Here is a 21,855-nt window from a genome sequence, read left to right on the forward strand (position 1 = left end):
ACAGACAGGCTGTAGCATGCTGGGCCGCTGCCTGCAAGGCGGCTGCATGCGGTCCGTATCTGACAATCCGGCGCAGGCAGACCTGCAAACCTTGCAAAAGGCAAATTTTGCGTATACGTAGTAACGAGTATTCTGGAGATTTTCTATACAAGTTACGTGAGGCCGTCATGAAACATTTACGCATTGTTCTTTGTGTATCCCTGCTGGCGTTGCTTGCAGCCTGCGGGCCGAGCAACAATGTCCGACTCCTGCCGCCGCCCTCTCTGGACGCTTCGGTGCTTCCTTCTCCCAACGCACCCCGTGTGACCGTTGTGATGTTTGAAGACAAACGCATGGATCAGACCGTCATCGGCACCCGCCGCGACAGCAGCGCGTTTGTCACCACCGACAATGTCGCCCAGTGGATCAGCAAGGCTCTGGCCGATGAACTTGCGCGCAACGGCATGCAGGTTTCCTATTCCATCAGCGTGAACGAAGCGCGTAAAGGCAACCCCGACTTTATGGTCACTGGCCAGGTCGATGAAGCCAACATCCGCGAAACGTCCACCACCGACATGTCCACATCGCTGCGCGCAAACTACGTGCTTGCCAACCGGCAGGCGCGCATCCTGCGTGAATCGCTCAACGCTTCGCAGTCGCGCACCGGCCTGCCCTCGGGCAGTGCTGCCGACAACCTGATGCTGGAAACTCTGCGCGACCTGGTCAAGCCCATGGCGCACAAGATTGTCCAGACCATCGAGGCAAAAAAATAAGCCCATGCGGGCCTTGCGTACATTGTTTTCCAGCTTGCCCCTGGCGGCTCTGCTGGGAACTTTTGCCCTGCCGCCGGTCTTGCTGACCGGCGGTGCGGCATGCGCAGCAGAACACACGTCCGGCCCTCCGGCGGCAATCTCCGCTGCTGACACGCCAGCAACCGAGGGCAAGGGCACCAACGGCAACACGGCTGACAATACCCCAGCCGAAAGTGCCAGCTCCTCGTCTCCCGCGCCTGATCCGCTCTCGCCTTTGGAAAACGGCCCCTCTGCTTCCAGACCAGGCCCCCTCCCCCTGCCTTCGCCCGTTCTTCGCAGCGCGCACTGCCCTGCCGCCCCCCTGCCCCCGCATGCCCAAAGGCTGTGCGCGGAAGCCACCGCACTTCTGGATGCCCTGCACACTGCCGCAACAGCCCTGCCTAACAGGCGCGATATCCGCATGGGCATAACCGACTTCAACGAATACACCGCGCTGGCCGCAGAACTGTACACCCCGCTGACAGAGGTTGACCATGCTGCCGCTGGCGGGGATTCCGGCGCGCAAAGCATCACAGTCACCTTGCTGGGCCGGCCCGATGCGGCGGAAACGCTGCTGCGGCTGCTGCGCAATCCTGATGCCCTGAAAGTGCGGCGTTTACTGCTGGCCGACCTGATGACCACAACGGCAAACGCCCGGCAGGTCGCTCAGGCGATCGCCGCCGCCGATGCCCTCCCAGGAACCGGCGGCTCCGGCGATGCGTCCCCCGGTTCTGGCGGTACGTGGTACATTGCCAAGGTTACACCGCCAGGGCAGTTGACCCAGCACCCGCCCATGCCTACCCCCGAAGACATCACCAAGGAGGCGGCGCAACAGAACGCGCAGCAGAACGCTGATGCTCTGGCAGACACTCTTGCCGCCGCCATTGCGGCTCTGGATACATTGCGCCTATCGCCCGAGGGCTGGCTGACCTCGGCAGAATCTCTGGCAGTCCTTGAAAAAGCTGCCGTCAGTCTGCCGCAGAGCGCAGCTACTCAGCTACTTCTGGGTGAGGCACTTTTGCAGGCAGGCATGCCGCAGCGCAGTATCGCTTCCTGCACTGCAGCACTGGAGCTTGCCCCAGACCTTGGCCGCGCACGGTACATCCGCGCACTTGCCCACTGGCGCTTGCAGCAACTGGCCCTTGCCGAAGATGACCTGAGCGCGGTGCTGGAAGCAACCACGGATGCTTTTCCACACACTTCGGATAAAGTCCGGCTTTTGCGAGCGCGCGGCGCATTGCGCATGTTGCGCAGCAACGAACCCGGCATGTGCGAGGACCTGGCCGCCGCCTGCGCTCTGGGCGACTGCGAAGGCCTGGCCGCCGCCCGTGGACAGCAGATGTGCCTTACGCCTTCAAGTCAGGTGGATACCCGGCCCGCTGCTGATGCCGTCACGCCCCAACCGCCCGCCACGGCTGGCGACATGGCCGAAAAACCATGAGCCGATCCCCTCTGCTCAAGGTTTACGGGCATGTGTACCCTGTGAACGATGATTTTTACGCGGCACTGCAACAGGCCTGCGTCGATGCCATGCCGGATGAAGATGACGTGCCTGTTCTTGAGCGTGATGGCGACATGGCCCGCATTTCTTTTGAAGGCATGTACTTTCCCGTGGATGAAGTGCTGGCGGTACTTGGAGAACATCTCTGCCCGGAACATAAGGGAAAACTTGATGTGCTTGATATGGAGGGTTGGCGGCTTTATCGCCACACCTTCAACCACGGACATATTGAAAGCCACAGCGCTCCGCTGAACAATGTTCTGGATTACTCCGGCCATTGATTTTTGCCAGATTTCAGCACTCTCTGCCTGCATTCTGCCCCTCCGCAAGTCACCCCGCGCCAGATATCTCGCCCCCTGAAATGTGACTTGATCACAATTTTCGCCACAATTTTCGCGCCATAAAATTATGGTTTCCATATTTTTTTTGTACGCGTCCGCTTTTTGTGTCTATAATCACAAGCTTTGTGCCCGCCACGTATTTGGCATCTTCGATATTTCTTGAGCACTCGCCTTTCTGTCCGAAATCTCTGGCAAAAGGGTTCCCTTATGTATATTCTGGCGTTGAAATCGACAGAGTCTTTGCCGCAGTTCGCGCAGCAGGGGCAATGCCCCTGAACCAGTCCGGGCGGCAAAGGAGGGGGAACCGTGTCGATGCAAAAAACCACCAGAGAATCCTTTTGCTGGGTCGTTGACCCAGACCTGAACTACTGCCATGTGGATGCGGCAAAGGAGCGGTTGCTGGAATTGCCCGTGAGATCACTCGCGGGCAGACCTCTGGTTCATTGCATGCACCCGTATGATGCCGCCATGCTGCGCCGCGCCCTTGCTTCTACCGAGCCCAGGACGCTCACAGGCTGCACCGTGCGCTATGTGTGCCCAAAGGGTACGCACACGGTTACCAGCCTGAACATAAAACCTCTACGCAGTGCCTGCGGCACACTTCTCGGCTTTGAAGGCGAAGAACACAGCATAGGTTCTGTGGACATGCACGGAGACTTCGCGCCCATTTTCGAGAAAGTGTTTGCGCACGATTTCATGGCGCTCTGCATCGTCAACAGGGATGGGCAACTGCTGGCGGTCAACGCGCAGTATGCCAGCATTGCGAACAAGCCCGCCAACATGCTGGTGCGCGCCCACATTCTTGAAGCGGGCATTCCTTCCATTGATATGGTGGACGAGGCTTTCAGGGTACTTCCTTCTGGCGATACCATTGCCGAGCAGGAGATTATCTGGGACGGCAAGGACTATGTCATGTCCATCTACGCCCTGCCCGACGCCTGCGGCGAGATTCACTCCATCTGTGTGTCGCTGCGCGACATAAGTCTGCGCAAGGGGCTGGAGCGCCGGCTGGAGGCCGCCAATCGCCAACTGGAAGAGATGAATCTCAAGGATTACCTGACAGGCGTGTTCAACCGCCGCCATTTTGATGAATCCCTGCAAAGGGAAGTGGCGCGCCTTGCGCGGGAAGGCGGCGAGATGTGCGTTGGCATGGTCGATGTGGACAAATTCAAGCTGTATAACGATGCCTATGGGCACCTTGCCGGGGATGACTGCCTTGCCCGTGCGGCAAAGGCCATGAGCGCCGCGCTTTTCAGGCCAGGTGATGAACTGTTCCGCTACGGCGGCGAAGAATTCGCCATCATCATGCCCCAGACAGGCAAGAAGAGCGCCACAATGGTTGTCGAGCGCGTGCGCGAAGCCGTCAGCGCCCTGGGCATTCCCCACAGCCAGAGCGCCTTTGGGCATGTGACCATCAGTATCGGCGTTGCGGCGCTCGATGCAGCCAGCGCCCTGTCTGGGCACATGGCCTGCGAAGAACTCATCAGAGTAGCGGACAAAGCCCTGTACACCGCAAAAAACAGTGGGCGCAACAAGGTCGCCTCAGCCGCTTGCAGCAGTATTGAGGGCGATTAGCCGTGCAAAACAAAGCCCTGCGGGTTTATCCCGCAGGGCTTTGCGATTAAGGCAAGCTGATTAAAAGAGCGGCCGACTCAGGATTATTCCCGCTCAAAAAGTGACTTCTGGATCAGGGCGTCCGCACGGTCATCGGCTCCGCGCAGGGAATCGTAGGCCTTCTGCAGGGCATCGGGCCAGTCCGCGTCGCTCACATCGCTGATAAACAGCAAGGTCAGGTCACCCTCGGTGGACACGTCCGCATGGGTCATGACCCTGCCGGACATGGCCTGGAACGTCCAGCCGCCGCCATCGTCAGCCTTTGAAGGCGCCGTGCCTTTAAGCCTGGCCGACTGCTTTTCGGCAAACTGTTTGGGCGTCAGATTACCGGTTTCCGCCTTGGTGAAAATACCCATGGAAAAGAATGAATCCTGCCCGCAGGAAACGGTTACGATGCTTTCTTTTTCTGTTGCCGAGCACTTGGCGGGCAAATCTATGCTGAAATGGTTAAATTTTTTTTCCGCAGCGGCAGCCGCCCCGCACAGGCCCGCCAACAGCACACAGGCCATCAATGAACCCAACAGCGCATATTTCATGGACAAGCTCCTTGAAATGTCCGCGCAGTGCGCGGTATTTTTCGGGCGGAAGTATCGCACAAGGAAGGGCGGCTGTCTAGAACAGCCGCCCGCAATACTCATAATACCACAGCTTTGTTAACTATTATTGTCAGAGCGTGTTGCGCTGGCAATATCTGTAACGCTGCACCCTAAAACTGATAAAGAAACACCGGGCTGCTGGAAGAAAGGCTGCCCAGTGCGCTCAGGTCTACTCCCAGCATGGTTTTGAGGCTGCGCGGCAGCCAGCCGCCTTCCTTGGGCCGGGTCACAAGCTTGCGCTCCGCTGGTACGCCGCACTGTTCCGAAAGCCAGGCCAGAGCCGTTTGCTGCCCGCCCAGTTCGTCCACCAGCCCAAGCTGCACGGCCTCACGCCCGGTAAAAATCTTGCCGCTGGCAAGCGCGGCGGCGCGGGCATGCTCCATGTGCCGCCCATCGGCCACTATGTCCACAAACTGCTGGTGCATGTCGTCCAGCACTTTTTTAAAGTAGTCGCGCTGCTCGGTACTCAACGGGCGCATGTAGGAACCGGCGTCTTTGTAGGGGGCGGTGGTTATGGTCTCCTGCCCCACGCCTATTTTACCCATAAGGCCCTGCAACTGCGGGATGTCCATGCGGACGCCAATGGAGCCTGTCACGGTGGAGGCATTGGCAAACACCCGCGACCCCGCCATGCTGACCATCAACCCGCCCGAAGCGGCCAGAGAGCCCATGCTGACAACCACGGGCTTCTTGCGGGCCAGTTCGCGCACGGCACTATAAATTTCCTGCGATGCCGCAGCGCCGCCGCCAGGCGAATCAACGCGCAGCAGTACGCCCGCGATCATGGGATCGCGCTCCACCTTGCGTATCCACTCAAGGGCAGGTTCCGGATCCATGATGGGGCCGGAAACAGACACGAGGGCTATGCGCTGACCGCTCATGAGGCCGTTGCTGCCGAGGGCAGCGCCAAACACGCCGACACCTGCCAGCAAAAGCAGTATCAGCCCCCAAAAGATGACCGGATGCCGCTTGCGGAACGGACGGCGCAACAGATCCTTCCATACGTTTGCCGGAACCTGGGCCAGCGGGCAGGCGCAGGACTGCCCCGCCGTGGGTGCAGGCGCTGCTGCTGAGGACGCCGCAGATGGTGCAGGTTCGGCTGGGCCGCCCTCGGGCATGGCGGACATGGAAAGCGGGGACTCTGTATTCAATGAAAATTCCTGATTGCTCATAACGCTCTTTGACCTGATTGTAGTTGTGACGGGCCTTGGCCCGATGGTGGAAAAATTCGCAGGCTGGCGGCACTATCGCCGGGGATGGCCGCATGCCTGTTCAATGGCTTGGGAAATGTCTTATGGCAAGGGGCTGGGCACACGGTTGGGCTGACGGCTGAAGCCGGAGATTGGCGCGGAGCGGGATTGTTTATGCAGGTTTATTCGGCGGCAAACTATCTGCCCGGTTCGTGACGCGGATGGCGGCCCAGGGGAGCCCGCACTTTTCAGGCACAGCCTGATGCTGTTGCATTGGCGCGCCCCGCAAGTGCAGGGCGCGCCTTTTATATTCAGCGTTGCATAGGTTCAGGCCAGAATTCTGCGGCCATTTCGCGCAGTTTGAACTTCTGGATCTTGCCGCTGGCAGTAAGCGGGAACCCTGTTATTGTTTTAATGTACTTGGGTATTTTGTACCACGACACCTTGCCGCGACAAAAATCGCGCACGTCTTCCGGCAGAATTTCCACACCGGGGCGGGGGATGATGAAGGCCGCGACCTCTTCGCCGTACTTGCGGCTGGGAACAGCCACAACCTGCACGTCCAGAATACCGGGCATGCCCATAAGGAACTCTTCAACCTCACGCGGATAGATGTTTTCGCCGCCACGGATAATCATATCCTTGATGCGGCCCGTCACGCGCAGGTAGCCGTTCTCGTCCATAACGCCCAGATCGCCGGAATGCAACCAGCCCTCGGGGCTGATGGCCTTGGCCGTGTCGTCGGGCATATTGTAGTAGCCCTTCATGACGTTGTAGCCACGGCAGAGGATTTCGCCCACCTCGCCGCGCGGCAGTTCCTCGCAGGTATCGGGGTCGCCCACGCGCACTTCAATGCCGGGCATGGCGCAGCCCACGGTTTCGCAGCGCAGCGACAGGGGATCGTGAATGTCCGACTGGGTCATCACCGGCGAAGCTTCCGTAAGGCCGTAGCAGATGGTGATTTCCGTCATGTTCATGTCGTCCACCACGCGGCGCATGAGCGGCTCGGGGCAGACGGAACCAGCCATGATGCCGGTGCGCATGTGCGAAAGGTCAAAACGCTTGAAAAGCGGATGCTCCAGCTCTGCCAGAAACATGGTGGGCACGCCGTACACAGCCGTGCAGCGTTCGCTGTCGAGCGCGGCCAGCACCTTGAGCGCGTTGAACGACTCCAGAATAACCATGGTCGCGCCGTGGTTCACTGCGGCGGAGACGCCAAGCACGCAGCCGAAGCAGTGGAACAGCGGCACAGGCAGACACACCCTGTCTTCCGGGCCGAAATTCTGGTGGCGACCAATCCAGTACCCGTTCAGCCCCACGCCCACATGGGTCAGCATGACCCCGCGCGGAAAGCCCGTGGTGCCCGAGGTGTACTGCATGTTGATGACATCCCACGGCTGGAGCAGGGCCTGACGGGCGGCGTATTCCGCCTCGTCCACCATGACGGAAAGGGCGAGTATTTCCGGCACGGAATACATGCCCCGGTGCTTTTCCGCCCCCAGAAAGCATACGCGCTTGAGGTGCGGCAGGCTTTTGCACACAAACCTGTCGCGCGACTGCAAACGCAGCTCGGGGGCGATGCGGTAAAGGGTGTCCAGATAGTCGTGGTCGCGCACGCTGTCGATAAGAAAAATATTTTCGCACTCAGAGTGGGTGAGCAGATAGCGCAGCTCGTGTTCACGGTAATTGGTGTTTACCGTAATAAGTATGGCGCCGATTTTTGCCGTGGCGAATTGCAATGCCACCCAGTACGGCACGTTGGTGGCCCATACTGCGACCTTTTCACCCTTCTGCACGCCAAGAGCCATCAGGCCTTTGGCGAAATCGTCCACCAGAGCGCCAAATTCGCTCCAGGTCTGGCGATAGTTGCGGTCAGGGTACACCAGGGCTTCATTATCGGGAAAGCGTGCCACAGTGTGGTCAAGCACCTGCCCCAACGTCCATTCGCGCAGTTCAAACTGCGCCTGACGCTCACGAACTTTTTCTTCCATGCATCCTCCCAAAGGCGTGTTGCGGCGAGTACGCCGCTGTTACGCGGTGTGCGGCCTAAGGGCTTTGAATCGCGCCCTGACAGACCAACAGAAAGTAAACATGCCCTAGGGATTGTATGTCACAGCCAGAAATTCCACAGGCTCGTCGCCCGCAGCGCCCACGTAGTGCGGCACAATGGAATTGTAGTAAATTGTTTCGCCGGGCTTGAGCACGCGGGTTTCGCGGCCATAGACCACAAGCAGTTCGCCCTTGAGCACGCAGATAAATTCCTCGCCCTGATGCGAGGTCGTCTTGCGTTCACCGCTCTCGGGAAAAATGCGGATATGGAAGGGTTCCATATTGCGGTCGTTCTTGCCCTTGGCCAGCGCATGGTAGGTATAGCTGGGGCGGGGGACGCGCCCGGTGTGCAGGGCTTCATCGGCTTCGGCCTCACCATTGATGCTGCTCACCACAGGGTCGCGCGAAAACTGGTCGTCCAGAAAGGTGCCAAGGCGCACGCCAAGAGCGCGGGCCACTTTTTGCAGGGGGCCGATGCAGGGATAGATGGCGTCTGACTCCAGCTTCTCAAGATAGTCTTCCGTAAGGCCCGTATTCTGGGAAAGAGTTTGCAGGTCAACTTCGCGTTCTTCGCGAAATCCACGGATGCGGGAACCAATGGTACGCACGGGGGGCATAGACACTCCTGATTGCCGGATATGCCGGGTTGGATGCCGCTCTGGCAGGATGACGTGGCGGCAAGCAACCCACTAAATACCGAAAAGCCCGTGCGCTCGCAAGCAAACATGCGCTGTTGAGCGGTCATACAATCCCCCTGCTGACACATTTTGCTCTTTGCGCTATGCTGAAAAGCATGAGCAAACAACCGATGGTCAGAAAGGCCTTTGTGGCCTCCGGGCAGGTGCAGGGCGTGGGCTTTCGTCCCTTTGTCTACCGCCTTGCAGCCGAGGGAGGGCTTACAGGCACTGTGGGCAATACCTCTCAAGGCGTGCGTATGGAAATGCAGGGCGCAGAGGCAGAAGTGCAGCGCTTTGGCCGCCGTCTGCGCGCCGAACTGCCGCCGCTGGCACGGCTGACCAATGTGGACGAACACGACCTGCCCATTGTGGAAGACGAAACAGCCTTCCGCATTGTTCCCAGCTCAGGGCAGGCAGCGCACAGCGTGCTTGTAAGCCCGGATATGGGCGTATGCGCCGACTGCCTCGCCGACATGCGCAATCCCGCCAACCCGCGCTACCAGTACGCCTTTACCAACTGCACCAACTGCGGGCCGCGCTACACCATCACGCGCTCCATTCCCTATGACCGCGCCGTCACGTCCATGAGCTGTTTCCCGCTCTGTCCCCGGTGCAGCGCGGAATACGCCGACCCGGCAGACAGGCGCTTTCATGCCCAGCCCGTGGCCTGCCCAACGTGCGGGCCGCGCCTGTGGTTTGTGGATGCGGCTGCGGCCAGCAAGGGACAAACTGCGCCGACAGCAGAAAATCAGCAGCAAGCTCTGGAGCAGGCCGTGCAAACCCTGCTCCAAGGCGGGATTCTGGCGCTCAAAGGTCTTGGGGGCTTTCAACTGGCCTGCGATGCGCGCAATGCCCAAAGCCTGCAAGAGCTGCGGCGGCGCAAAACACGCCCGCACAAGCCACTGGCCCTCATGGTTGGCGATCTGGCAACAGCCCGCGCCCTGTGCGACCTTACGCCTGAACACGAGGCCCTGCTGCAAAGCCCGGAAAAACCCGTTGTTCTTTGCCCCCGTCGCAGCACGCCGCAACATGGTGCAGACATTCAGGATGATGCCGCGTATTTGCCTGACGAGGTTGCTCCCGACACCGGCAAAATCGGTATCATGCTGGCCTACACGCCCCTGCATGCAGTACTTTTTAGCCGCCTTGCAGAATGCGCGCCCTTGCCGCCCGTACTGGTCATGACCTCGGCCAATACCGGGGGAGAACCCATTTGCCTTGGCAACCGCGAGGCTCTGGCCCGGCTTGCCCATCTGGCGGACGCATGGCTGCTGCACGACCGGGATATTCTGGTGCGCGTGGACGACAGCGTGGTGACTCTCCAGCCGAGCCTGTCCAGTCCGGATGCTCACGGCACGTCAGCACACAACACTTCTGCGCCCGCAAGCCAGCTGGCAGAACCGCTGTTCTACCGCCGCGCCCGAGGCTATGTGCCGCGCCCGGTTTTTCTGCCCAAGACGGAACAAAACGCCCCTTGCGTGCTGGGAACCGGAGCGGAGCTCAAGGCCACCATTTGCCTGACGCGCGGAGCCGAGGCCTTTGTGGGCCAGCACATTGGGGATCTGGAAAATCCCGCCACCCTGAATTTTTATGAGGAGGTGGCAGCGCATCTGGAAAAGCTGCTGGAGGTGCGGCCCGAGGCTCTGGTGTGCGATGCGCACCCCGATTTTCTTTCCACCCGCTATGCCGAGGCCCGCGCAGAACGCGAGGGTCTGCCCCTGTGGCGCTTGCAGCACCACGTCGCCCACGCTGCAGCGGTACTGGCCGAAAACAGCCACTACGGCCCGGCGCTGGCCCTCTGCCTTGACGGCACAGGCCTGGGCGATGATGGCACCGTCTGGGGCGGAGAGCTGCTGTTCATGGAGCTTGAACAGGCCCAGTGGCACAGGGTGGGCCGCCTGTCCCCCTTTGCCCTGCCGGGCGGAGACGCTGCGGTGCGCCAACCCTGGCGCATTGCCCTGGCCCTGCGCAATCTGTGCGAGCAGGCAGAAATTCCTCTTCCGCCACTCCACACCCCCTGGCTGCCGGAACAGGCGCAGGCCGCTGCCGCTGTGGCAGAAATGCTGCGGCGCGGCATCAACTGCCCGGCCACATCCAGTTGCGGACGCCTCTTTGACGCGGTGGCCGCGCAACTGGGACTGTGCCTTGATACAAGTTATGAGGGTCAGGCCGCGATCCGCCTTGAAGATGCCGCAAACCGTGCCCCTGAGCATGTGCGTGCGGCGCTGGAGGGCAAGGCGCGCGACAAGGACGTGGCCGCGCTGATCTGGCCCGTGGGCATTGCGCTGCAGCACGATTTGCTTGAAATGGACAGCGCAGGCCTGTTTGCCCACGTTGCGCAGGCGCAGGCGCAAGGCATGGACGCCACAGAAGTTGCGGCACGTTTTCACCTCAGCCTTGCCCGGACGCTGGCAGGCATGGCGGGCCGTGCGGCCCGCAAACTGGGCGTGAATTGCGTGGGCCTCAGCGGCGGCGTATTGCAAAATGCCACGCTGGCGCGCCTGCTGCCGCTGGCGCTGGCGGAGCAGGGCCTCACAGCCCTCACCCACCACGAACTGCCGCCCGGAGACGGCGGGCTTTCCCTCGGTCAGGCCGTGTGGGGCAGACGGATGCTGGCAATGGCGAAACCCTGATTGCAAACAAGGCGGGAAACACAGAAAGCCATCAACTGACAGTATCCGCGCCTATTTGAATCCGGCTATGGCCCTGCCCTGCTTGAGAACAATGCGGCCCAGAGGCAAGTCGCGCCACCACAGGCCAGCTTCGCGTCCGTCCAGTCCTGTCTGGCGGCTTTGCCCGCTCAAAAGGGCCGTGATGTCGGCCACATCATCCAGCACAAGACTGGAGGCCGCATCCGGCGGCGACTGCATGAGCACACGCAGACGCGGCGCGGCATCCAGCGTTCCGCCGCAGAGCTTGCCCATCAATGAACCCTGCCATACGCAGCTGGAGGGCAAAAGAGCTGTGGCCTGTGGCGGCACAAAACGCACATGTTCACCATACAGCACCGCCCGCCCGGGGGGCAGCAGATCAGGGTTGCAGGTGGCGCCCACGAGGCTTTCCGGCGGCAACGGACTGCCCGAAGGACGTTCCACGGGCTTTCCCGCGCGGTCATCACCGCGGTTCCGCCCGATACGCCGTCCATTGCGCTGGCCCGCGTTCTGCATCCCTGAAGGAGCAGAAGCAGGCACTTCAAAAACGGCTGTTTGCGGCTCAGATGCGCTGCTTTCAAAGGGCAAAACCGCCGCATTCGCATGGCCCGGCTTGCGGAAAAGAGCCACATAAAATCCCTGAGCCTGTGAACGCGCGCCGTCCACGCGCAAGGTACCTTCGCCGCCGGGCAGCTCCTCCCACACGAAACCGGGGATGGGATCAAGATGTTCGCGCTCCAGCCCCAGCTCCTGCTCGGCAAAGCACACCTGCGCCTCGTTTTCATCCACATTGGTCGTACAGGTGGAATAGACCAGCCTCCCGCCGGGCCGCAGCAGCGAGGCGGCGTGACGCAGCAGACGGCGTTGCAACCCGGTGAGGCTGTCCAGCTTGTCGCCCTGCCAGAGCTTGAGCACCTGCGGATGTTTTTCTGCGGTCCCCCAGCCGGAACAGGGAGGATCCAGCAGGATGGCGTCCCACGAGCCGGGGCGTAAAGGCAGGGCATCGCCGCTGTAGGAGCAGGTGGCGGCCTGCATCAGATTAAGCTGGTGCAGGTTGGCCCGCAGGGTGCCGAGGCGCGTGGGCGATGGCTCGTTGCCGAGCACAAAACCATTGCGCCCCACAAGCTGGGCCAGAAAGCCGGTTTTGCTGCCGGGGCTTGCGCACATGTCGAGCACGGCGCTGCCAGCAGCGGGAGCCAGCGCCAGCGGCGGCAACATGGACGAACGGTCCTGTATATAAATGTAGCCGAAAAATGCAGCCAGAGAACCGCCAAGCGGGCGCGGCTCGGCCACAAGACGGCGGCACAGGGGAGAAAAAGGTTCCGGTTCAAAATCATACCCCTGGGCGCGCAGCAGGGCCTCCACTGCGGGTACCTGCTCCGGGGCGCATACCAGACGGAAAGAGCGGATAAGAGTTTTCGGCATGGCGGCATATTATTGACAGTACGCCCTTCCCGCAAGGAATTTATCTGTTGCGGCGCGCTCCGCAGGCTCCTTGCGTCTTGCACGGCGCTGCAAGTGTGCGTATAGTGCGCCAGTGCGGACGTGCCGGGCTGCTTTTGACAGTCGGTACCGGTTGACCGCCACAACGGCCCGTGGCCGTACTTTACCGGGTATTTGCGTGAATACTCAAGGAGAATGGAATGAAATTCGCCATGCGACTGACTTTTTCGGTCTGCCTGATGCTCGTCGCCGTTGCTGCGGGCGCTGCCAGCGCCGCCGCGAAAAGCGCTGTGGTATTGCCCTTTGTGGTCAATGCCCCCCAGAGCTACGCTTACCTTTCCAAGGCTGTTCAGGCTACCATTCAGGGACGCCTTGACCGCCCTGGCGTGCTTGAAGCCCGTGCGGGACAGAACAAGGCCGCCAGCCAGGCAGAAGCCCAGCAGGCGCTCCGCTCTTCTGGTGCAGACAACGCCATCTGGGGCTCTGTGAGCGTCATGGGCAACGACTGCACCGTTGTTATGAACAGCGTGGACAAGGCAGGCAAAACCTGGAGCAAAACCGCCCAGGCTCCTGTGAGCGAACTGACCACTTCTGTGCAAAACCTGACCTCGGCCATGAGCCAGGAAGTGTTTGGTATTTCCTCCGCAATGCGCTCCCCCGGCTCCACCGCCGCTGGTTCCCCGCGTGGCGCAACCGCCAATGGTGACATCGTCACCAACGAAACTGGTCAGCAGCAGGTGTACCTGAACCCGCAGTTCCGCTATCAGGGCGCTGGCGCTGAAGACGGCTCTCGCCTGCGCACCCAGCGCCTGGGTTACAACATGGTCGACATGGCCGTGGGCGACTTTAACGGCGATGGCAAGAATGAAATCGCCATCCTGAGCGATCACGATCTGCGCATCTACAGCTGGCCTGCCAATGGTCAGCTCAAACTGATTGGCGAAACCGTGGTTTCGCGTTCCAACAACAACTTCTCCATGCGCGCCATCGACCTCAACCGCGACCGCAGCATGGCCCTTGTTGTGACCACCACCGAAGAATCGAGCAACCGCCCCTACTCCTTCATTTACAGCTTCAAGGGCAACAAGTTCACCACCATTGCCGAGCGCATTCCTTACTATGTGAGCGTCATGCGCGTGCCCCCCACCTACAGCCCCACTCTCGTGGGTCAGGCGTGGGATTCGCTCAAGCTCTTTGCCCCCGGCGTGCGCATCATGACCAAGCAGGACGGCAAGTTTACGCTTGGCACCCGTCTTGACCTGCCCACCGGCGCCACCGTGTTCAACTGCGTGTGGCTGCCCGCCGGAAAGAGCGGCAAGGGTGAACAGCTTGTTATGCTGACCGACGACGAGCGCATCAAGCTCTTCCAGGGCCACGGCAACACCCTGGTTCACACCACCATGGAACGTTATTCCGGCTCTGCCACGGGCATGGATCACTACAAGGGCATGCCGGGCCTGGGCGTGGATAAAGCCTACCAGTTGCCCAGCAAGTACTATGCCCCCATGCGCCTCATCGCTGCCGACATCGGCAATACCGGCGACTACACGCTGCTGGTCAACAAGCCCATATCCACTGCGGCGCAGTTCTTTGACCGCTACCGCTTCTTCCCTCAGGGCGAAGTTCATGCCCTGTACTGGGACGGCGTGGGCCTTGGCCTCAAGTGGAAGACCCGCCGCATCCGTGGTTCTGTTGCAGAAATCGACCTGGCTGACGTGAACAACGATGGCATCCTTGATCTGGTGGTGGGCCTGAACACCTCACCCGATCTCGGCATCGGCAGTCGCCAGTGCATGATTACCGCCTATCCCCTGGACGTTTCTGCTACCAACCCCAACGTGCCTGCGGACTTGAGCGACTTTGAAATAAGCCCCAACTAGCGGGGTAAGCGGCCCTTCGCCAGCGCGAGGGGCCGTTTTTATCTGCGGCGCTGAGCTGCGGATATGGAGCAACGGCCTTGCCGCGGCTCTGGCAATAGCCAATATTAAAGCGGTAAAACCCACATGGGTTTTACCGCTTTATAACCAGTTTACTGAAACGGACAAGTTTTTGGAGTAAGGAGACAGCATGCGCATCCTTGTGATCGGCTCCGGTGGCCGCGAACACGCCCTGGTTTGGAAAATTCTGCAAAGCCCCGAAGTCAGCGCCATTTTTGTTGCGCCCGGCAACGGCGGCACCAGCAGCGAAGGGGCCATTAACGTGCCTGTGGCAGTGGACGACCTGGACGGTTTGCTGGCCTTTGCGCGCAAGGAGCACATCGACCTGGTGATTCCAGGCCCCGAACTGCCCCTGACGCTGGGCATTGTTGACCGCATGCGCGAAGCCGGTATTCCCAGCTTCGGGCCGGATGCCTATGGCGCGCGCCTTGAAGGCAGCAAGGCCTTTGCCAAGGAAATCATGAACCGCGCCAAGGTGCCCACCGCCCACTGCGCCGTGTTCAGCGATGCGCAGGCGGCCCGCGACCATATCAACAAAGTGGGCGCTCCTCTGGTCATCAAGGCGGACGGCCTCGCCGCGGGCAAGGGCGTCATCATCGCCCAGACCGTGCAGGAAGCCCTCGACGCCATTGACGAAATCATGACAGAGCGCGCCTTTGGCGACGCTGGCAACCTTGTAGTGGTGGAAGAGTGCCTTGTAGGCGAGGAAGCCTCCTTCCTCTGCGTATGCGATGGCACCCGGGCTGTTCCTCTGCCCTCTGCGCAGGATCACAAGCGCGTGTTCGACAACGATGAAGGCCCCAATACTGGCGGCATGGGCGCTTACAGCCCCGCCCCGGTGCTGCCCGACAGCATGCTTGAGGAAATGGCCGACCTCACGGTGCGGCCCATCCTGCGCGAGCTTGCCAAGGACGGACACCCCTTTGTGGGCGTGCTGTACGCTGGCCTGATGATGACCGCCGACGGCCCCAAGGTGCTGGAATACAACGTGCGCTTTGGCGACCCGGAATGTCAGCCCCTGCTCATGCGCCTTGACGGCGACCTGCCTGCCATCATGCTGGACGCCGTACGCGGCAAGCTTGACCCGGCAAGACTCGGCCAGACCAGCCAGACGGCGCTTGGCGTTGTGATCACCGCCAAGGGGTATCCCGGCTCCTACGCCAAGGGTTTGTCCATTGAAGGCATCGAAGATGCGGACAGCGTACCCGGCGTAAAGGTTTTTCACAGCGGCACTGCCGTTAAGGACGGATCGCTCGTTTCCAACGGCGGGCGTGTTTTGTGCGTCACCGCACTGGGCGATAGCCTGGCCGCAGCGCAAAAGGCCGCCTATGCCGGGGTGGCCAAAGTGCGCATGCAGGATGGTTTCCATCGCACCGATATTGGCGAAAAGGGCATCCGTCGCCTGGCCGGGAAATAGCAACAAACTGATTTTGCATGGATATTCCGGCGCGCTGCGCCGCACCACAGGAAGGTAAGACTATGCCGCAAGTAGTCATTTTGATGGGGTCAAAGTCTGACGAAGAAAAGGTCAGCCCCTGCGTGGATGTTCTGAAAAGCCTTGGCGTGAGCTGCGCTATCACCGTGAGCTCTGCGCATCGCACGCCTGAACGCACCGAGAAACTGGTGAGCCAGTACGAAGCCGAAGGCACGCGCGTGTTCATTTGTGCCGCAGGCATGGCCGCGCATCTGGCTGGGGCAGTTGCCGCCCGCACCACGCGCCCAGTAATCGGCATCCCGGTTTCCAGCGCCGCCCTGTGCGGTATGGACGCGCTGTTTGCCACTGTGCAGATGCCTCCCGGATTCCCGGTCGCCACCGTTGCCACCGACAAGGCCGGCGCACGCAATGCCGCATGGCTCGCCGCCCAGATTCTGGCCGTGTCCGACCCTGCGCTCAACGAACGCATTGTTGAAGCCCGGGCCAAGATGCGCGAAGAAGTGGAAAAAGCCGGGGACGAAATCAGCCGCAAATACGCCTAACGGAGTCCCCTGGCATCAGGGTTGATTCGTGCGCGGTATTCCGTCCATTGCCGTGATTTGCAATGGAAACCTACGGTGCGAAAACCTCACAAAACCATAACTGCCCGCAAGTTGAACTTGCGGGCGTTTTTTATTCTTTATTGCTTGTGATTCGGTAAGCTGCGGATTGATCAGACGGACGCGTCTGCACCGAACCCAAGGCCAACAGAGCACACCCTGTTGCGCCCCTCCTGCTTGGCGCGGTACAAGGCTGTATCTGCCGCCAGAATGAGGGCATCGCAGATTTGCGTGCTCTCCATGCCCATCGGAGTGCCCGGTTCAAAGACTGCGGCGGCAACGCCAACGCTAATGGTCACATTTATGGGCGTGCCGTTAAATGATACCTCCATCATGGCCGCAACCTGCCGCAGCCGCTCAGCGAGACCCACGGCCTCATCCTGCCCCATACCTGGCAGCAGCACAGAAAATTCCTCGCCACCATAGCGACCAAGCAGGGCGTTATGCCCAAGCGAGTCTTTCAGAGCAGCCGTGACGCCGCGCAGGACTTTGTCGCCCGCCAGATGCCCGTACTCATCGTTGACGCGTTTGAAATGATCGATGTCCAGCAGCATAAAACCAAGCTTGCCGCCAGCTTCCCGGCAACGGTCAATCTCGCGCTGAAAGGCCTCCATAAAAAACCAGCGGCTGAACACCTGTGTCAGCGCGTCCTGCGACGCAATGCGCTGCATTTTTTCCAGCAGTTCCTTGCTCTCTGTCATGTCATACAAGGATACAATGAGGCCGGAATCTTTTTCTGACTCGCCAACCCTGGCGCATGAGACCTTGTAAAAGCGCAGGCCGCCCCCCACTGGCAGAGCAATCTCCATTTCCTCATTCTGCACAAGCGCCGCCACATCAAGCGAACATTGTTCAGGAAACACATCCCTGACCGCCAGCCCCACGGCATCCTCTGACAGAGCCGGAAGAATGGACACGGCACTGTCGTTGAAATCCACCACCCGCAGTTTGCCGTCCAGCACCAGCACGCTGGCGCTCATGGTCTTGAAGACATTGTCGCGCGCTATGGGCACGAGGTCGAACATGCGCAGACGGGACATGGCAAAGCCGCTCAAGGGCAGGGCCGCCGAGAGAATGAAGGGCTCAATGTCAATGCCGTAGGGGGCAAAACCAAGAGTCTGCACAAAATTGCCTATCCAGAGGCTCAGCGCGCCTATAAAGATGGTTTTAGCCTGCCGCCTGCGATAGCCCGTTGCCTTGCCGTAGGAAAAGGCAAATAAAGCCAGTCCGGCAAAGGCAACCAGCATCTTGTAAACAAAATCCACATAGTACCACCAGCCCTTCTGTGTCACCGCCACGGGGAAGGGTCCGCTGGCATCCACTGCAAACGTCTTATAATGAAAGTGGTGATACTCATTGGTATAGAGCATCACTATTGTCGCCAACGGCACGATAAACAGCAAAGACATCACAGCCTTGCTCTTTATTGAATAATTATTGTAATAAACAGCAAAAAGAAACCAGAACACTGCAATGAGCGGTGCCCCAAGGTATTCAATTTTTAAGGAAAGATAGATTGTTTCAGGCGTGCTTGATGCAAGCTCGAAAATGTACCCGACCGTATACATGAAAATAGTCATGAATAAAAACAAAAAGGCCGCATACCCGTTTGAACGCGCTATTCTGGACGAATAGCAAACAGCATAGAGCATGCCCGCGCACGATATACTCAAAAAAAGAATACAGGCAGCTCTTATTATCACTGAATATGCCTTATACTATTCACCCTGCATGTGTGCCAGCTGCAACTGACATTACGTGGCGCAGCTTCGCGTGCCCGATTTTTTTTACCTGCATCCCCACAAGCTGACAAGCAGCGCGGCCCCGTCAGCAAACAAAGACTCCGGGCCTGCCAGAGCAGACACCGGAGTCTTTGCAACAATCAAACCAGCTTGTTGACTAAAATTTGCCGGTCACGTCCAGGCACTGCCAGGGCAGGCCGTACACATTGAGATCCTTCATGAAAGGATCGGGATCAAACTGTTCCATGTTCCACACGCCGGGCTTGCGCCACAAGCCCTGAGCCACCATCTTTGTACCGATCATGGCGGGCACGCCCGTGGTGTACGAAATGGCCTGGGAACCCACTTCGGCGTAGCATTCTTCGTGATCGCAGATGTTGTACACGTAGACGGTCTTTTCCTTGCCGTCCTTGACGCCGCGCATGAGGTCGCCAATGCAGGTCTTGCCCTTGGTCAGGGGGCCGAGGGAGGCCGGGTCGGGCAGCAGCTTGGCAAGAAACTGGATGGGCACAATGTCCTGCCCCTGAAATTTCACAGGGTCGATGCGGGTCATGCCCACGTTGCCAAGCACCTTGAGGTGGTTGAGATAGTTCTCGGAAAACGTCATCCAGAAACGGGCGCGTCGAATGCCCTTGAGGTTCTGCACCAGTGATTCCAGTTCTTCATGATACATGAGGAAGCACTTTTTGGAGCCGATGCCGTCAGGGAAATCAAAATTCATGGACCAGGACAGGGGGTCGGTTTCCACCCACTCGCCGCGTTCCCAGTAGCGCCCGCGCGCCGTGACCTCGCGGATGTTGATTTCAGGATTGAAGTTGGTGGCAAAGGGCTGGCCATGATCGCCCGCATTGCAGTCGATGATGTCAAGCACATGCACTTCGTCCAGCTGATGCTTGAGCGCCCAGGCCGCGTACACGTTGGTGACGCCGGGGTCAAAGCCGGAACCGAGCAGAGCCGTCAACCCCGCCTCGCGGAAGCGGTCCTGATAGGCCCACTGCCACTTGTATTCAAACTTGGCGGTGTCCAGAGGCTCGTAGTTGGCGGTGTCCACGTAGTGCACGCCGCATTCAAGGCAGGCATCCATGATGTGCAGATCTTGGTACGGCAGGGCCACGTTGCAGACCACATCGGGCTTGACCTGCCGGATGAGGGAACACAGCTCGGGCACGTTGTCCGCGTCCACCTGAGCGGTGGAAACCTCGACGCCAAGGCGCGTCTTGACGCTCTGCGCAATGGCATCGCAGCGGGAAAGGGTGCGGCTTGCCAGCGTTACCTTTGAAAATCCGCCTTCCTTGAGTACTTGCGCACACTTGTGCACCACAACGCTGCCTACGCCGCCCGCGCCAATAATCAGAATATGAGACATGTTCCTTCTCCGTGGTGGAAGAGGTATACCACTGCGCGGCATGGCCGCGCCGCCATTTTCATATATTGCGCCCGTGGGCGCAGGGTTGCCGGGCCGCATGCCCCGGGCCGGAAAACATGATGCCCGCGCGGCGTGACAGGGCCGTTACGCCACGCGCGGAATGGGCCTTATGGCCCAGGAAAGTTCCGGCGTCAACAGGTCGCGGAGCAAAAACCGTCAACTCTGCCTTATTTCTCATTTTTGGCCGCAGGGCCCGGATCTGCCACATCGCCATCCAGCAGGCGCACATGGGCGTAACGCCCGCTTTTGCGCGCCTGCGCGGCAAGCTCCAGCCCCTGGCTCCTGCACTGCGGGCAGGCGTGGCGCGGCACCAGTATGCACAGGGAGCGGGGCACCCGTTCCGAGGCAGTCTCAATGCGCCCCAGCCCCGAGCAATCGCTGCACAGCCGCCAGGCTTCCGTCTGCCCTTCGCGCAGGTTGTCCGTATCGTAAAAGATGTGCTTGCGGCGCACCCACCAGCCGTTTTCTTCCTCGCCTTCCGTGGGCTGCGCCGGGGGATGAAAATACACATCGCGGATCTGCGCGCACAATTTTGCTATGTATTCCCGCACTTGCGGCCGCTGACGCGTGGCTTCCGGCGTCCAGCCCGGCTCGCGGATATCCGAGGCGTCCAGCCCGGCAAGGGCAAGGCAGATGCCCAGATTCACGTAGGGCAATGCCCCGCGTATGGAGTAACCGCCTTCAAGCACGGCGATATGGGGCTGCAGGGCCGCATTGAGCGCCGCATAGCCCTGTGCCGAAAGCTTCATGTTGGCAAGGGGATCTGTGAAGTGATTGTCCTGGCCGGCGGAATTGATGATCAGGTCAGGCTTGAAATCTTCCAGAATGGGCAGCACAGCATGCTCTATGGCGTACAGATAGCCCTCGTCCGAAGTTTCGGGCGGCAGAGGGATGTTGATGGTGCGCCCAAGCGCGCCGGGGCCTCCGCATTCCTGCGGAAAACCCGATCCGGGGTACAGGGTGCGCCCGTCCTGATGCAGGGAAATGAACAGGGTATGCGGGTCGTTCCAAAAAATATCCTGGCTGCCGTCGCCGTGGTGCACATCCGTATCCACAATGGCGATGCGCAGGGGGCGGCCATCAGGGCGGGGGTAATGATCGCGGATATACTCCACCATGACGGCTTCGTTATTGATATTGCAGAAGCCACGGTTGCCGTGCACCACGCGCATGGCGTGGTGGCCCGGAGGCCGTACCAGAGCAAAGGCCCGCTTTTCACGCCCCTCAAGCACCAGCCGGGCCGCGCGGATAGCCCCGCCCGCCGAAGCCAGATGCGAATCCGTACTCACTGCGGCAGCCGAGGGCAGGCAGAAGTGCGCGCGCTCAAGCTGGGCATGCGTGGCAAAGGCGGGGCGGTATTCCGTAATGCCGGGAATGTCGAACAGCCCTTCTTCTAGCAGCTGGTCGCGTGTGTAGAGCAGGCGCTCTTCCCGCTCCGGGTGTGTCGCAGAAATGGCCCAGTCAAAGGCAGGAAAAAACACCACACCAAGACTGCGGGCCGCCACCAGAGGCGGCAATGTTTTTTCAGTCATCACCTTCGCCAAGTTCTTCAAAAATATCTGCCCCGTAACGGGCATAGGTCACCATACGGCCCATGTGCGCAAGGCCCATGCCGTAGGCCAGATTACTTTCGGCCACGGCCATGAAAAGCACGCCTTCAGTATCGTGCAGGGCAAAAAAGCCGCCCGCACCGCCATCCTTGCGAAAAACGGCGCAGTGCAGCAAACCGGGATCGCCGATGACGTTGATGAGGGTGTAGCCCTTGGGCGGCTGCCCCGGCAGATAAGCCAGTTCCTTGCCTTCACGGGGGGCAAAGCGCACGCCCGCGCCTTCAACTTCAACTGTATAACATTCGTACATATATTCTCCTTGGTGGCGCATGGA

General features: G+C 60.1%; 17 protein-coding genes. 8 read left to right on the top strand and 9 right to left on the bottom strand.

Annotation, left to right across the window (positions count from 1 at the left end; all coding sequences use genetic code 11):
• Window positions 1–167: 167 nt before the first annotated feature.
• From QZ383_RS13295 to QZ383_RS13310, 4 genes are all read left to right on the top strand, one after another.
• Window positions 168–752, top strand: coding sequence for a hypothetical protein (locus QZ383_RS13295; protein WP_291446126.1), 585 nt, complete (start codon window positions 168–170; stop codon window positions 750–752).
• Window positions 753–765: 13 nt separating this feature from the next.
• Window positions 766–2,211, top strand: coding sequence for a translation initiation factor IF-2 (locus tag QZ383_RS13300; RefSeq protein WP_291446128.1), 1,446 nt, complete (start codon window positions 766–768; stop codon window positions 2,209–2,211).
• Entirely contained in the window at window positions 2,208–2,552 is a 345-nt protein-coding gene (locus QZ383_RS13305) for a hypothetical protein (protein WP_291446130.1), read from the top strand. Before QZ383_RS13300 ends, QZ383_RS13305 begins: the two co-directional genes overlap by 4 nt.
• A 372-nt stretch (window positions 2,553–2,924) precedes the next feature.
• Window positions 2,925–4,187 (top strand): diguanylate cyclase, encoded by a 1,263-nt coding sequence (locus tag QZ383_RS13310; RefSeq protein ID WP_291446203.1) that lies wholly within the window; start codon window positions 2,925–2,927, stop codon window positions 4,185–4,187.
• A gap of 83 nt (window positions 4,188–4,270) precedes the next feature.
• Here the strand turns inward: QZ383_RS13310 and QZ383_RS13315 are convergent, their stop codons facing one another.
• From QZ383_RS13315 to QZ383_RS13330, 4 genes are all read right to left on the bottom strand, one after another.
• A complete protein-coding gene (locus QZ383_RS13315) occupies window positions 4,271–4,762 on the bottom strand; it encodes a hypothetical protein (protein ID WP_291446131.1) in 492 nt (163 codons plus the stop codon).
• A 170-nt stretch (window positions 4,763–4,932) separates the two neighbouring features.
• Window positions 4,933–5,973 (bottom strand): signal peptide peptidase SppA, encoded by a 1,041-nt coding sequence (sppA, locus tag QZ383_RS13320; RefSeq protein ID WP_291446133.1) that lies wholly within the window; start codon window positions 5,971–5,973, stop codon window positions 4,933–4,935.
• Window positions 5,974–6,323: 350 nt separating this feature from the next.
• On the bottom strand, window positions 6,324–8,003 hold the full coding sequence (locus QZ383_RS13325; protein WP_192112587.1) for an AMP-binding protein: 1,680 nt from the start codon (window positions 8,001–8,003) through the stop codon (window positions 6,324–6,326).
• A 105-nt stretch (window positions 8,004–8,108) separates the two neighbouring features.
• Entirely contained in the window at window positions 8,109–8,678 is a 570-nt protein-coding gene (locus QZ383_RS13330; protein ID WP_240825337.1) for a cupin domain-containing protein, read from the bottom strand.
• 176 nt (window positions 8,679–8,854) lie between these two features.
• Between QZ383_RS13330 and QZ383_RS13335 the strand changes: the two genes are divergently transcribed.
• Entirely contained in the window at window positions 8,855–11,371 is a 2,517-nt protein-coding gene (locus QZ383_RS13335; RefSeq protein ID WP_291446137.1) for a carbamoyltransferase HypF, read from the top strand.
• A 51-nt stretch (window positions 11,372–11,422) separates the two neighbouring features.
• On the opposite strand, the gene QZ383_RS13340 is transcribed toward QZ383_RS13335, so the two are convergent.
• Window positions 11,423–12,814, bottom strand: a complete 1,392-nt coding sequence (locus QZ383_RS13340) for an RsmB/NOP family class I SAM-dependent RNA methyltransferase (RefSeq protein WP_291446139.1) — start codon at window positions 12,812–12,814, stop codon at window positions 11,423–11,425.
• Window positions 12,815–13,032: 218 nt separating this feature from the next.
• Here QZ383_RS13340 and QZ383_RS13345 point away from each other — a divergent pair, with 218 nt between their 5' ends.
• The 3 genes from QZ383_RS13345 (at window position 13,033) to purE (ending at window position 16,746) form a co-directional block, all read left to right on the top strand.
• Window positions 13,033–14,712 carry a VCBS repeat-containing protein gene (locus QZ383_RS13345; protein ID WP_291446141.1) on the top strand — a complete coding sequence of 560 codons (1,680 nt, stop codon included), beginning with the start codon at window positions 13,033–13,035 and terminating at the stop codon, window positions 14,710–14,712.
• Window positions 14,713–14,899: 187 nt separating this feature from the next.
• Window positions 14,900–16,186 (top strand): phosphoribosylamine--glycine ligase, encoded by a 1,287-nt coding sequence (gene purD / locus QZ383_RS13350; RefSeq protein WP_291446143.1) that lies wholly within the window; start codon window positions 14,900–14,902, stop codon window positions 16,184–16,186.
• Between the two features lie 62 nt (window positions 16,187–16,248).
• Complete coding sequence (purE, locus tag QZ383_RS13355) at window positions 16,249–16,746, top strand: 5-(carboxyamino)imidazole ribonucleotide mutase (RefSeq protein WP_291446145.1); 498 nt, start codon at window positions 16,249–16,251, stop codon at window positions 16,744–16,746.
• 170 nt (window positions 16,747–16,916) lie between these two features.
• Here purE and QZ383_RS13360 read toward each other — a convergent pair whose 3' ends face one another.
• From QZ383_RS13360 to QZ383_RS13375, 4 genes are all read right to left on the bottom strand, one after another.
• Complete coding sequence (locus tag QZ383_RS13360; RefSeq protein WP_291446147.1) at window positions 16,917–18,506, bottom strand: histidine kinase N-terminal 7TM domain-containing protein; 1,590 nt, start codon at window positions 18,504–18,506, stop codon at window positions 16,917–16,919.
• A 196-nt stretch (window positions 18,507–18,702) separates the two neighbouring features.
• Entirely contained in the window at window positions 18,703–19,911 is a 1,209-nt protein-coding gene (locus QZ383_RS13365; RefSeq protein WP_291446149.1) for a saccharopine dehydrogenase family protein, read from the bottom strand.
• 227 nt (window positions 19,912–20,138) lie between these two features.
• Window positions 20,139–21,503, bottom strand: a complete 1,365-nt coding sequence (locus QZ383_RS13370) for a histone deacetylase (protein WP_291446151.1) — start codon at window positions 21,501–21,503, stop codon at window positions 20,139–20,141.
• On the bottom strand, window positions 21,496–21,831 hold the full coding sequence (locus tag QZ383_RS13375; protein WP_240825349.1) for a hypothetical protein: 336 nt from the start codon (window positions 21,829–21,831) through the stop codon (window positions 21,496–21,498). Before QZ383_RS13375 ends, QZ383_RS13370 begins: the two co-directional genes overlap by 8 nt.
• Between the last annotated feature and the right edge of the window lie 24 nt (window positions 21,832–21,855).

The sequence above is a fragment of the Desulfovibrio sp. genome, assembly GCF_019422935.1.
Taxonomy (GTDB): Bacteria; Desulfobacterota; Desulfovibrionia; order Desulfovibrionales; family Desulfovibrionaceae; genus Desulfovibrio.